The 14,279-nt window shown below is 41.2% G+C and carries 10 protein-coding genes; 9 read left to right on the forward strand and 1 reads right to left on the reverse strand.

The genetic code is table 11. The annotated features are described in order from the left end of the window. The first annotated feature begins 86 nt into the window (after positions 1–86). The 9 genes from ligA to E2R31_RS05825 all read left to right on the forward strand — a co-directional run bounded on the left by ligA (position 87) and on the right by E2R31_RS05825 (position 13,829). Positions 87–2,045 (forward strand): NAD-dependent DNA ligase LigA, encoded by a 1,959-nt coding sequence (ligA, locus tag E2R31_RS05785; RefSeq protein ID WP_132973346.1) that lies wholly within the window; start codon positions 87–89, stop codon positions 2,043–2,045. 152 nt (positions 2,046–2,197) lie between these two features. Then, on the forward strand, positions 2,198–4,483 hold the full coding sequence (gene pulA / locus E2R31_RS05790; RefSeq protein WP_132973348.1) for a type I pullulanase: 2,286 nt from the start codon (positions 2,198–2,200) through the stop codon (positions 4,481–4,483). A 196-nt stretch (positions 4,484–4,679) separates the two neighbouring features. Then, positions 4,680–6,104 carry an NADP-dependent glyceraldehyde-3-phosphate dehydrogenase gene (locus E2R31_RS05795; protein WP_132973350.1) on the forward strand — a complete coding sequence of 475 codons (1,425 nt, stop codon included), beginning with the start codon at positions 4,680–4,682 and terminating at the stop codon, positions 6,102–6,104. Between the two features lie 274 nt (positions 6,105–6,378). After that, complete coding sequence (gene glgB, locus E2R31_RS05800) at positions 6,379–8,307, forward strand: 1,4-alpha-glucan branching protein GlgB (RefSeq protein ID WP_132973352.1); 1,929 nt, start codon at positions 6,379–6,381, stop codon at positions 8,305–8,307. Continuing rightward, complete coding sequence (locus E2R31_RS05805) at positions 8,297–9,439, forward strand: glucose-1-phosphate adenylyltransferase (RefSeq protein WP_132973354.1); 1,143 nt, start codon at positions 8,297–8,299, stop codon at positions 9,437–9,439. Before glgB ends, E2R31_RS05805 begins: the two co-directional genes overlap by 11 nt. After that, positions 9,429–10,568, forward strand: coding sequence for a glucose-1-phosphate adenylyltransferase subunit GlgD (glgD, locus tag E2R31_RS05810; RefSeq protein ID WP_132973355.1), 1,140 nt, complete (start codon positions 9,429–9,431; stop codon positions 10,566–10,568). The genes E2R31_RS05805 and glgD overlap by 11 nt, the downstream gene beginning before the upstream one ends. Further along, positions 10,565–11,998 (forward strand): glycogen synthase GlgA, encoded by a 1,434-nt coding sequence (glgA, locus tag E2R31_RS05815; RefSeq protein WP_132973357.1) that lies wholly within the window; start codon positions 10,565–10,567, stop codon positions 11,996–11,998. The genes glgD and glgA overlap by 4 nt, the downstream gene beginning before the upstream one ends. Positions 11,999–12,059: 61 nt before the next feature. After that, positions 12,060–12,704, forward strand: a complete 645-nt coding sequence (serB, locus tag E2R31_RS05820) for a phosphoserine phosphatase SerB (protein ID WP_132973359.1) — start codon at positions 12,060–12,062, stop codon at positions 12,702–12,704. Between the two features lie 9 nt (positions 12,705–12,713). Beyond that, positions 12,714–13,829 carry a glycerate kinase gene (locus tag E2R31_RS05825; RefSeq protein ID WP_132973361.1) on the forward strand — a complete coding sequence of 372 codons (1,116 nt, stop codon included), beginning with the start codon at positions 12,714–12,716 and terminating at the stop codon, positions 13,827–13,829. On the opposite strand, the gene E2R31_RS05830 is transcribed toward E2R31_RS05825, so the two are convergent. Then, the gene (locus E2R31_RS05830; RefSeq protein ID WP_132973363.1) at positions 13,826–14,272 is read right to left on the reverse strand and encodes a DUF1694 domain-containing protein; all 447 of its coding nucleotides are present in this window, start codon (positions 14,270–14,272) and stop codon (positions 13,826–13,828) included. The genes E2R31_RS05825 and E2R31_RS05830 overlap by 4 nt on opposite strands. Positions 14,273–14,279: the final 7 nt, after the last annotated feature.

Below are 14,279 nucleotides of genomic sequence, written 5' to 3' on the forward strand. Positions count from 1 at the left end.
CTCTTTTTAAGAAAATATTACACTACAAACCATTTTTCAGTCCTTCTCTATTGTGAGGAGGGCTTGCTTTGTGGTAAAATGGTTTTATGAATGAAAGAATGAATGAGTTAGTTGCCTTGCTCAATCGCTATGCGACCGAGTACTATACGAGTGACAATCCCTCGGTGTCAGATAGCGAGTATGATCGCCTCTACCGAGAGTTGGTCGAATTGGAAGCTACCTATCCAGATCAAGTTTTAGCGGACAGTCCGACCCATCGCGTTGGTGGTAAGGTTTTAGATGGTTTTGAAAAATACAGTCATCAGTATCCTCTTTATAGTTTGCAGGATGCTTTTTCACGTGAAGAGTTAGAAGCTTTTGATGCGCGTGTTCGTAAGGAGTTAGCCCATCCCACTTATATCTGTGAGCTGAAAATCGATGGTTTGTCTATCTCACTTACGTATGAAAAGGGGATTTTTGTCGTTGGGGCGACACGTGGAGATGGTTCTATTGGTGAGAATATCACAGAAAACCTCAAGCGTGTCAAGGACATTCCTTTGACCTTGCCAGAAGAACTTGATATTACCGTTCGTGGGGAGTGTTACATGCCACGCGCTTCTTTTGACCAGGTCAACCAAGCACGTCAAGAAAATGGAGAGCCTGAATTTGCCAATCCCCGTAATGCAGCAGCAGGAACCCTCCGTCAGTTGGATACAGCAGTAGTGGCCAAGCGTAATCTTGCGACTTTCCTCTATCAAGAAGCAAGCCCTTCTACTCGTGATAGCCAAGAAAAGGTTTTGAAGCATCTTGAACAGCTTGGCTTTGTAGTTAATCCTAAACGAATTCTGGCTGAAAGTATAGATGAGATATGGGATTTCATTCAAGAAGTTGGACAAGAACGGGATAATTTACCTTATGACATTGATGGGGTGGTGATCAAGGTCAATGACCTAGCAGGTCAAGAAGAGCTTGGTTTTACTGTTAAAGCGCCCAAGTGGGCAGTCGCCTACAAATTTCCTGCTGAAGAAAAAGAAGCCCAGCTCCTTTCAGTTGACTGGACAGTAGGTCGTACGGGTGTTGTGACCCCGACTGCCAATCTAACACCTGTTCAGCTTGCTGGGACAACTGTTAGCCGTGCAACCCTACACAATGTAGATTATATCGCTGAAAAGGATATCCGCAAAGATGATACGGTTATTGTCTATAAGGCTGGAGACATCATCCCTGCTGTCTTGCGTGTTGTAGAGTCTAAACGTATTTCTGAAGAAAAACTAGATATTCCATCAAATTGTCCAAGTTGTGACAGTCAGTTGCTTCACTTTGAAGATGAAGTAGCCCTGCGTTGTATAAATCCTCGCTGCCCTGCCCAAATTATGGAAGGCTTGATTCACTTTGCCTCTCGAGATGCCATGAATATAACAGGGCTTGGTCCATCTATCGTTGAAAAACTTTTTGCTGCTAATCTGGTTAAGGATGTGGCAGATATTTACCGTTTGAAAGAAGACGATTTCCTCCTTTTAGAAGGTGTCAAGGAAAAATCTGCTTCTAAACTGTATCAGGCTATTCAAGCATCAAAGGAAAACTCTGCTGAAAAGCTCTTGTTTGGTCTGGGCGTTCGCCATGTCGGAAGTAAGGCTAGTCAGCTCTTACTCCAACATTTCCACTCTATTGAAAATCTAGCCCAAGCAGATCCAGAGGAAGTAGCAAGTATCGAAAGCTTGGGGAGTGTAATTGCGCAAAGTCTCCAGACTTATTTTGCTACAGAAGGGTCTAAAATTCTCTTAGATGAGCTGAAAGAAGCTGGAGTCAATCTGGACTATAAAGGACAGACAGTAGTAGCAGATGCGGCCTTGTCAGGTTTGACCGTTGTACTCACGGGGAAATTGGAACGTCTCAAACGCTCAGAAGCAAAAAGTAAACTCGAAAGTCTAGGTGCCAAAGTAACAGGCAGTGTATCCAAGAAAACGGATCTTGTCGTAGCAGGAGCAGATGCAGGAAGCAAACTCCAAAAAGCTCAAGAACTTGGTATCGAAGTTCGAGACGAAGCTTGGTTGGAAAGTTTGTAATGATAGTAAAAACAAGGTGTCAGATAGTCTGAAAGTGTCCCTCCTGATGTGTTTTGACATGGTTAAAATCTGTTGTCCATTGTGATGAAATGCCAACTGAATCCATCAGCACCAAATAAAATTAAAATAGAAATTAGAAATTAGGAAAAAACATGTACAATTATCCCGTTCTACTCCATTTTCATAGAAAAAATGGAGATTATACAGTTTGCTCATTTAACACAGACCGAGATGAAAACAAAAGCTCCTTAACTTCAGAGACCACTTATTTTGGTCTTCAGTTTTCTTTCACCGTGACCAGTCAGGAGAAGGTGGATAGTTTCACCTTCAAAGCCGAGATAGATGGTGTATTAAAAGAATATCTTGTACGTTTTAACTACTATCCCTTGCTGACAGAAGCATGGATTTTAGAGGGAGACGAGACTGTGTATTATTCAGAAAATCCAGCTATTGCTAGTCCATATTATAAGGATCAGAATCCATTTGCCTTTGATAAAGCCATCCATTGCGCAAGCTTTGATCATCACTGGGGATACCAAGGAGAACTAGGTTACAGCCTTTCCGATTATCAGACAAGCTTTAAACTCTGGGCTCCTACAGCTACAGCTGTTCAGGTGGTTGTCTATGAAAACACTAGTAACGATGCACCGATTTGGAAAACCTTTAATCTTGAGCGTGGGAATAGCTATTCATACAGTCATAAGTACAATACCATTGGTGTTTGGAGTGTAGACCTGGATGAAAATCTTGCAGGTAAAGCTTATCAGTATCAGATTGAGTTTCCGCACCATCAGACTTTGACACGAGATCCTTACACTATCGCTACAAGCCCTGACGGGAAACGTTCCGTAATTCTTTCTCATCAAGATAGACAAGTAGAAGGATTTGAAGTCAAACATGGGACAGAAGCTCCTTGGCGCTTGGAAAATCCATGTAAAGCAGTTATCTGTGAAATGCATATTCGTGATTTTACAAAATCGCCTACATCTGGTGTTCCTGAAGAACTCCGCGGAACCTTCTTGGGTGCTGCTCAGACTGGAACGGTTAACCAATACGGTCAAGCAACCGCCTTTGACTATATTAAAGCGCTCGGCTGTAATTATGTTCAACTTCAGCCTATCTTTGATCGCCATAAGGAATACGATCAGGATGGAAATGTAACCTATAACTGGGGTTATGATCCTCAAAACTACAACGCACCAGAAACGAGCTTCTCTAGCAATCCAGATGATCCCGGACAAGTTATTCGAGACCTCAAGACCATGATTCAGGCTTATCATGATGCAGGAATCGGTGTCATTATGGACGTGGTTTATAACCATACCTTCTCAACAGTGGACGCTCCATTCCAGACAACTGTTCCCGATTATTTCTATCGTATGAATCGTGATGGAACTTTTCAAAACGGTACGGGAGTAGGAAATGAAACTGCAAGTGAACATGAGATGTTCCGCAAGTATATGATTGATTCCATCCTTTATTGGGTGAAGGAATACAATATTGACGGTTTTCGTTTCGACTTGATGGGCATTCATGATGTCAAAACTATGCAGGCAATTCGTTGGGCACTGGATGAGGTCGATCCGCGTATTCTCACTTATGGAGAAGGCTGGGATATGGGAACAGGTCTTGCTCCTTATGACAAGGCTAAGAAGGATAACGCCCACCAGATGCCAAATATAGGTTTCTTCAACGATAATCAGCGTGATGCGATCAAAGGAGGAGAAGTTTATGGGGCAATCAAATCAGGATTTGTGAGTGGTGCTGCTACAGAACCAATCGTCGCCAAGGCTATTCTTGGTAGCCGAGAATTGGGATCTTATCTCAGTCCAAACCAGGTTCTCAACTATGTTGAAGCTCATGATAATTACAATCTTCATGACTTGTTGGCAACCCTTCATCCTGATCAGAGTTCCGACCAGATTATGCGCAAGGTTGAGACAGCGACAGCTATGAATCTTCTCATGCAAGGAATGGCCTTTATAGAACTGGGGCAAGAGTTTGGTCGAACTAAGTTGATTCCAACTGGTGAACATGGAGAACTAACTCCTGCAGACCGAGAACGTGCTATGAATAGCTATAATGCTCCGGACAGTGTTAACCAAGTCAACTGGGATCTGATCAACGAACGCCAAGACAGCATTGAGTTTATTCGTCAGATTATCCGCCTAAAAACGCAAATCAGTGCCTTCTCTTATCCAACGTATGAAGAAATTTACCGTCATGTCTTTGTTCACACGGCTGCTGAAAATAGTGGCTGGATTGTTTACGAGATTCACGGTGGATCTGAACATCTATTAGTGGTATTTAATGCTAAGGGAACCTCCTTCTACTTTGAAAATGCAGGTAAGCTTGAAATGTTCCTTACCAACAGTCGTTCAAAACAAGAAAATGTTATTGATGACATTAGTGTCGCAGTTTTAAAAGTGCTCTCATAAATTAATGTAGTAAAAAGGGTTAGATTATCTAATCCTTTTTGTCATTTATGAGGTTTTTAATGAAGAGTAGAATTAAGTTTCAAATAATTTGAAGGATCAAGATTGTGAAAAAAATCTCAATTTTTTCACAAAAAGGGTTGTAATTTTCTGAAAATTTGATAAAATAAGTCTTAATCATTTTCAGGAGGAAGAGAATTTGACAAATTATCAGAATTTAGTAAATGGAAATTGGAAATCATCTGAAAAGGAAATTACAATCTATTCCCCCATTAATCAGGAAAAGCTGGGGACAGTACCAGCTATGAGTCAAGCTGAAGTAGATGAGGCTATGAAAGCTGCGCGTGCAGCTCTCCCAGCATGGCGTGATTTAGCACCAGTTGAGCGTGCAGCCTATTTGCATAAGACAGCAGACATTTTGGAACGTGATAAAGAAAAAATTGGTACAATTCTTGCTAAGGAGGTTGCTAAAGGGATAAAAGCAGCCATTGGAGAAGTAGTACGTACAGCAGATTTGATTCGTTTTGCTGCAGAAGAAGGTCTCCGTATCACTGGACAAGCAATGGAAGGTGGCGGTTTTGAAGCTGCAAGTAAAAACAAGCTAGCCGTTGTTCGTCGTGAGCCAGTTGGAGTTGTGTTAGCTATCGCGCCATTTAACTATCCAGTTAACCTTTCTGGATCTAAGATTGCTCCGGCTTTGATTGCAGGGAATGTCGTCATGTTTAAACCGCCAACACAAGGATCTATCTCAGGTCTGTTATTAGCCAAGGCTTTTGATGAGGCGGGTATTCCAGCAGGAGTATTTAATACGATAACTGGACGAGGTTCTGAAATTGGTGACTATATTATTGAACACCAAGAAGTTAACTTTATCAACTTTACTGGCTCGACTCCAATTGGTGAGCGAATCGGTCGTTTAGCTGGAATGCGTCCTATCATGCTTGAACTTGGTGGGAAAGATGCAGCTATTGTTCTCGAAGATGCAGACTTGGAACACGCAGCTAAACAAATCGTCGGTGGAGCATTTAGCTATTCAGGACAACGTTGTACTGCCATCAAGCGCGTCTTGGTTGTGGAAAGTGTAGCGGATAAAATGGCTGAATTGCTCCAGGCTGAAGTTGCTAAGCTAACCATTGGTGACCCATTTGACAATGCAGATATCACACCTGTTATTGACAATGCTTCAGCTGATTTCATCTGGGGATTGATTCAAGATGCTCAGGAAAAGGGTGCCAAATCGCTCAGTCCAATCAAACGTGAGGGCAATCTCATTTGGCCGGGACTTTTTGATTATGTCACAAGAGATATGAAATTAGCATGGGAAGAACCGTTTGGACCTGTTCTCCCAATTATCCGTGTCGCTGATGCAAATGAAGCGGTAGCAATTGCCAACGAATCTGAGTTCGGTCTTCAATCCTCTGTCTTTACAAACGACTTTAAGAAGGCATTTGAAATCGCTGAAAAGCTTGAAGTCGGTACTGTTCATATTAATAACAAAACACAACGTGGACCAGATAATTTCCCATTCCTTGGTGTAAAGGGTTCTGGTGCAGGAGTGCAAGGGATTAAATACAGCATTGAAGCAATGACAAATGTCAAATCCATTGTTTTTGATGTGAAATAATTTATAAAATCAGGAAATAACATTCCTGATTTTTATTTTTACTAAAAAATCCAGTTTAAAATTGAAAAATAACGAATGTTTTGGTATTATACTAAGAAAATATATGTAAATCATTTATTTTTCAACGATTAAATGAAAAATTATATAATGTTAAGATATATTTTCTAAAATTTTCAAGATATTTTTTAAGAAATTCCGTAAACTGCTTGAAAGTTCTTTTAAAAGATAGTATAATAGAATTATGGAAAACGCTTACAAAAAGAAAGGGGATTGGATGAATAATCAAGAAGCATTGAGAACCTTCACTACTGGAGAAAATTTTCATCTTCAGCACTATCTAGGAGCACATAAAGAGGAAAAAGACGGAGAAATTGGTTTTACTTTCCGTGTTTGGGCACCTAACGCTCAGGCTGTGCACTTAGTTGGTGATTTTACAAACTGGACAGAGCACCAAATTCCTATGGTACGGAATGAATCGGGTGTTTGGGAAGTCTTCACAAGTCTGGCTCATGAAGGGCAGATTTATAAGTATCATATCATGCGTGCAAATGGGCACCAGATTATGAAAATTGATCCGTTGGCGGTTCGTTTTGAAGCCCGCCCAGAGACTGGAGCCATCCTGACTGATATTCCAGAGAAAAAATGGAAAGATGGTCTTTGGCTAGCTAGGAGAAAACGCTGGGGCTTTTTTGAGAGACCAGTCAATATTTATGAAGCTCACGCTGGATCTTGGAAGAGAAATCCAGATGGTAGTCCATACAGCTTTGCACAACTCAAGGAAGAACTCATTCCATACCTTGTTGAGATGAACTATACTCACATTGAGTTTATGCCTTTAATGGCTCACCCACTTGGATTAAGTTGGGGCTACCAGCTTATGGGTTACTTTGCTATGGAGCATTCTTACGGGCGACCAGAAGAATTCCAAGATTTTGTTGAGGAATGTCATTTAAACAATATCGGTGTAATTGTGGATTGGGTTCCAGGTCATTTTACCATCAACGATGACGCCCTTGCTTATTACGATGGAACACCAACTTTTGAATACCAAGACCACAACAAGGCCCATAACTACGGTTGGGGAGCTCTTAACTTTGACCTTGGGAAGAATGAAGTTCAGTCCTTCTTGATTTCTAGCATTAAATTCTGGATTGACTTTTATCATTTAGACGGTATTCGAGTGGATGCAGTTAGCAATATGCTCTACCTAGACTATGATAATGCTCCTTGGACTCCAAACAAAGACGGTGGCAATCTCAACTACGAAGGCTACTATTTCCTTCAACGTTTGAACACTGTTATCAAGTTAGCTCATCCAGATGTGATGATGATTGCAGAAGAAAGTTCATCAGCAACAAAGATTACTGGTATGAAAGAAATGGGCGGTCTAGGATTTGACTACAAGTGGAATATGGGCTGGATGAATGATATTCTCCGTTTCTACGAGGAAGACCCGATTTATCGTAAGTATGATTTTAATCTTGTGACCTTCAGCTTTATGTATGTTTTCAACGAAAACTACCTCTTACCATTCTCGCATGATGAAGTCGTACATGGTAAGAAGAGCATGATGCACAAGATGTGGGGAGATCGATACAATCAATTTGCAGGTTTGCGAAATCTCTACACTTATCAAATTTGTCATCCAGGTAAGAAACTCTTGTTCATGGGAAGCGAATATGGTCAGTTCTTAGAGTGGAAGTCTGAGGAACAGCTAGAATGGTCTAACTTGGAAGATCCAATGAATGCTAAGATGAAGTACTTCACTTCTCAACTCAATCAATTCTATAAAGAGCATCGTTGCCTTTGGGAAATTGACACCAGCTACGATGGCATCGAAATTATCGATGCGGATAATAGAGATCAGAGTGTCCTTTCCTTTATACGTAAGAGTAAAAAGGGTGAAATGCTAGTCTGTGTCTTTAATATGGCGCCTGTTGAACGAAAAGACTTTACAATCGGACTTCCTGTCGCAGGAGTTTATGAAGAAGTTTGGAATACAGAATTGGAACAATGGGGTGGTGTCTGGAAAGAATACAACCAAACGGTTCAAACCCAAGAAGGATTATGGAAGGATTATGAGCAGACCTTGACCTTCACCTTGCCAGCTATGGGGGCAAGTATCTGGAAGATTAAACGTCGCTTGAAACCAACTAAAACTGTCACAAATAAAACCCAAAAAGGAGTAGAAAATGAAGAATGAAATGCTAGCTTTGATTCTTGCCGGTGGGCAAGGAACACGTCTCGGAAAACTCACTCAAAGCATTGCCAAACCAGCAGTGCAATTCGGTGGGCGCTACCGTATCATTGACTTTACTCTTTCAAACTGTGCTAACTCTGGGATTCACAACGTCGGTGTTATTACGCAGTATCAACCTCTTGCCTTGAACAACCATATCGGTAATGGTTCGAGCTGGGGACTAGATGGTATTAACACAGGTGTTTCCATCCTTCAACCCTACTCTGCAAGTGAAGGAAACCGTTGGTTTGAAGGGACTAGCCACGCTATCTACCAAAACATTGACTACATCAATAGTGTTAACCCAGAATATGTTCTCATCCTCTCTGGAGACCATATTTACAAGATGGACTACGATGACATGCTTCAGTCTCATAAGGACAACAACGCCAGCTTGACAGTAGCTGTTCTAGATGTGCCTCTCAAAGAAGCTAGTCGCTTTGGTATCATGAATACAGATGCCAATAATCGTATCGTTGAATTTGAAGAAAAACCAGCCGAACCTAAGTCTACCAAAGCTTCTATGGGAATCTATATTTTTGACTGGAAACGTCTACGCAATATGCTAGTAGCCGCTGAAAAGAGCAAGGTAGATATGTCAGATTTCGGTAAAAACGTTATTCCAAATTACCTTGAGTCTGGAGAAAGCGTCTATGCTTATGAATTCAAAGGCTACTGGAAAGACGTTGGTACTATCGAGTCTCTATGGGAAGCAAATATGGAATACATTGATCCAAACAACGCTTTGGATAGTCGTGATCGTCAGTGGAAAATCTACTCACGGAACTTGATTTCACCACCAAACTTTATTGGAAAACACGCTCATGTAGAAGATTCTTTAGTTGTGGATGGCTGTCTCGTGGATGGAACTGTTAAGCATTCTATTCTCTCAACAGAAGCGCAAGTACGTGAGGGTGCTGAAGTAGTAGACTCTGTAATCATGAGTGGTGCCATTATCGGAAAAGGTGCAAAAATTAAACGTGCCATTATTGGTGAGGGTGCTGTTATTTCTGAAGGTGTCGAAATTGATGGAACAGACGAAGTACAAGTAGTAGGATATGATGAAGTAGTGGGGGTAGCAACAGATGAAGATTGATAAATATTCAGCCATTTTAGGAAACACCGTTGGTTTTCACGATATGTCAACGTTAACAGAACACCGTCCGGTGGCTAGCTTGCCATTTGGAGCAAAATATCGTTTGATCGACTTCCCTCTCTCTAGCCTTGCAAATGCTGGTGTTCGTAGTGTCTTTGGAATTTTCCAACAAGACAATATCAGTTCAGTCTTTGACCACATTCGTTCAGGACGTGAGTGGGGCTTATCTACCCTTCTCAGCCACTACTATCTAGGTATTTATAATACGAGTGTTGAAAGTAGCACAGTTGGGAAAGAATATTACCAACAGCTTCTCACTTATTTGAAACGCTCAGGATCAAATCAGACGGTTGCACTTAACTGTGATATCGTGGTGAATATTGACCTCAATCAAGTATTCCATTTACATACTACTGCCGGTCGTCCGATTACAGTTGTTTATAAGAAATTACCTAAAAAGGATATTTCAGATGTTAATGCCATCTTGGAAGTGGATGAAACAGACCATGTTCTTTCTCATAAACTTTTTGATGCCAAATCAACAGATGAACTTTTCAACATGTCTACAGATATATTCGTCGTTGATACTCCGTGGTTGATTGAACGACTTGAAGAAGAAGTTCAAAAAGAATATCCAGAAAAATTACGCTATGTACTCCGCGATTTAGCTGTAAAAGAAGGTGCTTTTGCTTACGAATACACGGGCTATCTAGCCAATATTCACTCCGTTCAATCCTATTATCAAGCCAATATTGATATGTTGGAGTCTCAAAAATTCTACTCTCTCTTCTCACCTAACCAAAAGATTTATACCAAGGTTAAGAATGAAGAACCAACCTACTATGCGAATACTTCAAAAGTAAGTAATTCTCAGTTTGCTTCTGGTAGTATCATTGAGGGTGAAGTAGTTCAGTCAGTCCTATCTCGTAACATTTATGTTCACAAAGATAGTGTGGTGAAAGACAGCATTTTATTCGCTCGTGTTGTGATTGGTGAGGGTGCCCAGGTTGAATATGCCATCTTGGACAAGGGAGTTGAGATTGCGGACGGTGTTGTCATTCGAGGAACGGCAGAACATCCAGTTGTAGTGAAGAAGGGTGAAACAGTAACAGAGGACATTTATTCATGAAAATTTTATTTGTAGCGGCAGAAGGAGCACCCTTTTCAAAAACAGGTGGTTTGGGCGATGTCATTGGCGCACTTCCCAAATCACTTGTAAAAGCGGGGCACGAAGTTGCAGTTTTCTTACCTTATTATGATATGGTAGAAGCAAAGTTTGGAGACCAGATTGAGGATGTTCTCCACTTTGAAGTTAGTGTAGGATGGCGTAGACAGTACTGTGGTGTTAAGAAAACGGTTTTGAATGGTGTAACCTTCTACTTCATTGATAATCAGTATTATTTCTTCCGTGGCCATGTGTACGGTGATTTTGACGACGGTGAACGCTTTGCCTTTTTCCAACTGGCTGCTCTTGAAGCCATGGAGCGAATTGATTTCATTCCAGATATTCTCCATGCCCATGATTATCACACCGCTATGATTCCTTTTCTCTTGAAGGAAAAATACAGATGGATTCAGGCTTACCAAGGAATCAAGACCATTTTAACCATTCACAATTTGGAATTCCAAGGTCAGTTTTCTGAAGGAATGTTGTGGGATTTGTTCGGTGTTGGTTTTGAACGCTATGCTGATGGCACCCTTCGCTGGAATGATTGTCTCAACTGGATGAAAGCAGGTATTCTCTACGCGGATCGTGTCTCAACCGTATCTCCTAGCTATGCACGTGAGATTATGACTAGCCAATTCGGTTGCGGTTTGGATCAGATTCTTCGCATGGAGTCGGGTAAGGTTTCAGGTATTGTCAATGGTATTGATGCAGACCTTTATAATCCTGAGACAGATCCACTTTTAGACTATCATTTTGATAAAGAAGATTTGTCTGGAAAAGCTCAAAACAAAGCAAAATTACAAGAGAAAGTTGGGTTACCAGTGCGAGCAGATGTTCCTCTAGTTGGGATTGTCTCTCGATTGACGCGTCAAAAAGGTTTTGATGTTGTTGTAGAAAGCTTGCATCGTTTCTTACAGGAGGACGTTCAAATAGTCCTTTTAGGAACAGGTGACCCGGCTTTTGAACATTCCTTCTCCTGGTTTGCTCAAGTCTATCCTGATAAGCTATCAGCAAATATTACTTTTGATGTCAAACTTGCTCAAGAAATCTACGCAGCTTGTGATCTCTTCCTCATGCCAAGTCGTTTTGAACCATGTGGCTTGTCTCAAATGATGGCGATGCGCTATGGAACTCTACCATTGGTTCATGAAGTGGGTGGCTTGCGTGATACGGTTCAATCCTTCAATCCAATAGAAGGAACTGGTACTGGATTTAGCTTTGACAATTTAACACCATACTGGCTTAACTGGAGTTTCCAAACAGCCTTGGATGTTTATAAGAACCAGCCAGATGTTTGGAGAAATCTACAAAAACAAGCTATGGAATGCGATTTCTCATGGGATACAGCCTGCAAGTCTTATCTTGACTTGTACCATAGTCTAGTCAACTAATAGATTAAATCGTATGATTCTTTCATACGATTTTTGGGCTGTTTAGAAAAGAGGAAGAGTGATGACTCAAGTAATGGGGCTCTGTGTCATGGATGTTGATGGCACCTTGATAGCAGAGGAAGTGATTGATCTTTTAGGAAGAGAAGCAGGTTGCGAAGAAGAAATATCGCAGATTACGAGTCAGGCGATGCGAGGTGAACTAGACTTTGAAAGGAGTTTACGAGCAAGAGTCGCATTGTTAAAAGGTCTTCCGGTTTCGGTCTTTGATACTGTCTTCAAATCCATTCATCTTTCCCAAAATGCTAAAGAATTTATCTCCATACTTCAAAAGAATGGTATTCTAGTCGGTCTAGTTTCTGGTGGCTTTACACCAATAGTTGAAAGGTTGGCAAAATCCCTTGGTATCTCCTATTTCTCTGCCAACCAGTTGGAAGTCAGAGATGACTTTTTAACAGGTCGACTAGTTGGTGAAATTGTGACAGCCCAAGTAAAACAAGCTACTCTTGAGAAATGGAGAAAAGAATTAAAACTACCCAAAGAAAGAATGATTGCCATCGGTGATGGTGCCAATGACCTCTTGATGTTAAAGTCAGCAGGTCACGGTATAGCCTTTTGTGCCAAAGAAGTCGTAAAAGCTGAAGTAGTTTGTCATGTAGATACGAGGGATCTTTTAGAAGTTTTGCCTTTGATTGATTTCTTAGAATGAGAGGGAACTATGAAAATTGTAATTGCACCCGATTCTTTTAAAGAAAGTTTGACGGCAGAAGAGGTCGCTCAAGCTATAAAAAGAGGCTTCGAACAGTCAATAGCGGATGTAGAATGTCTGCTTTGCCCTGTAGGTGATGGTGGGGAAGGAACTGTAGATGCTATTCGCCATTCTCTTGAACTCAAAGAAAAATGGCAAGAGGTGACGGGACCTTTTGGTCAAAAAGAAACCATGCGCTACTTTCAGAAAAATCAAACAGCGCTCTTTGAAGTTGCTGACTTGGTTGGTTTAGGAAAGATCCCTCATGAGAAACGAAATCCTCTCCACATCCAAACTCGCGGTATTGGAGAGTTGATTCGCCATCTCATTGATCAAGGGATGAAAGAAATCTATATCGGTGTAGGTGGTACGGCTAGTAATGACGGTGGGATAGGCATTGCTGCTGGCTTAGGTTATCGTTTTTATGATAAGAATGGAAAAGAATTGCCAGCTTGCGGTCAGACTTTGCTTGAGTTCGAGTCAGTTTCAAATAGCAAGTTGTATAGGATTCCCGAAGATGTACAAATTCGCATTTTAGCAGATGTCGTGAGCCCTCTATGTGGTCATCAAGGGGCAACCTATACATTTGGCAGACAAAAAGGTCTGGATCCTGCTCTGTTTGAGACAGTAGATCTGGCTATACAGCGGTTCTATGAAAAACTTTCGCCATCAATCCTATCTCTGAAAGGAGCAGGAGCCGGCGGTGGCATTGCTGCTGGGCTATGTGCCTTTGCTGAGGCCTGTATCGTATCTGGGATTGATACTTGCTTGGATTTGATAGACTTTGAGAAGAAAGTTGCAGGGGCCGACTTGGTTATCGTTGGTGAAGGTAGACTGGACAGTCAAAGCTTTGTTGGAAAAGCTCCTATCGGTGTAGCAAAAAGAACTCCTGAAGGAGTTCCAGTTATCGCTATTTGTGGTAGTCTTGCTGATGATTTGCCTCCCCTACCATTCGAAAATATACAAGCAGCCTTTTCTATTTTAGAGAAAAGTGAACCTTTAGAAGATAGTCTGAAAAATGCAAGTCTCTATTTGGAGCACACAGCTACTAATATTGGTCGTTTGTTAAATTTGAGAAAGGATTAACCAAACCATTTTTTCCAGACGGATTTTTTAGGTGGATCTGCCTTTTTCTCTTCCCAAAGACTTGAAAATGCAAGTCTAAGGTCCTTTTCGTCCACTTGAACAGGTTCATTCGTGTGAATGACAAGGCCAAAAGGAGAGGTGATATGATCATCTGAAACAATAGTCGCCTGACAGTTGCTTTCCTTTGCTTGTTTTAAGTAAAAGACCTGTTTGTCAAACTCGATATTTGGTGAGATTTTCACAAAAAGCATCTCTACCTTTTCTTGAAAACCCTCTAAAATAGAGAAAAATCCATGTTCTAATTCAGGACTATTGGCAGTACTGATATCAGCGTAGCCAAGAACTCTTTCCTCGAAAGTGCCGAGAAAACGACGTTGTTCATCCGGGTTTAGTTTTGGCCCACCGTGAGCCTTTTCTAGTAGTTGTTTTGATAAATCTGTCATAAAATTA

The sequence above is a fragment of the Streptococcus downii genome (assembly GCF_004353325.1).
Lineage (GTDB): Bacteria > Bacillota > Bacilli > Lactobacillales > Streptococcaceae > Streptococcus > Streptococcus downii.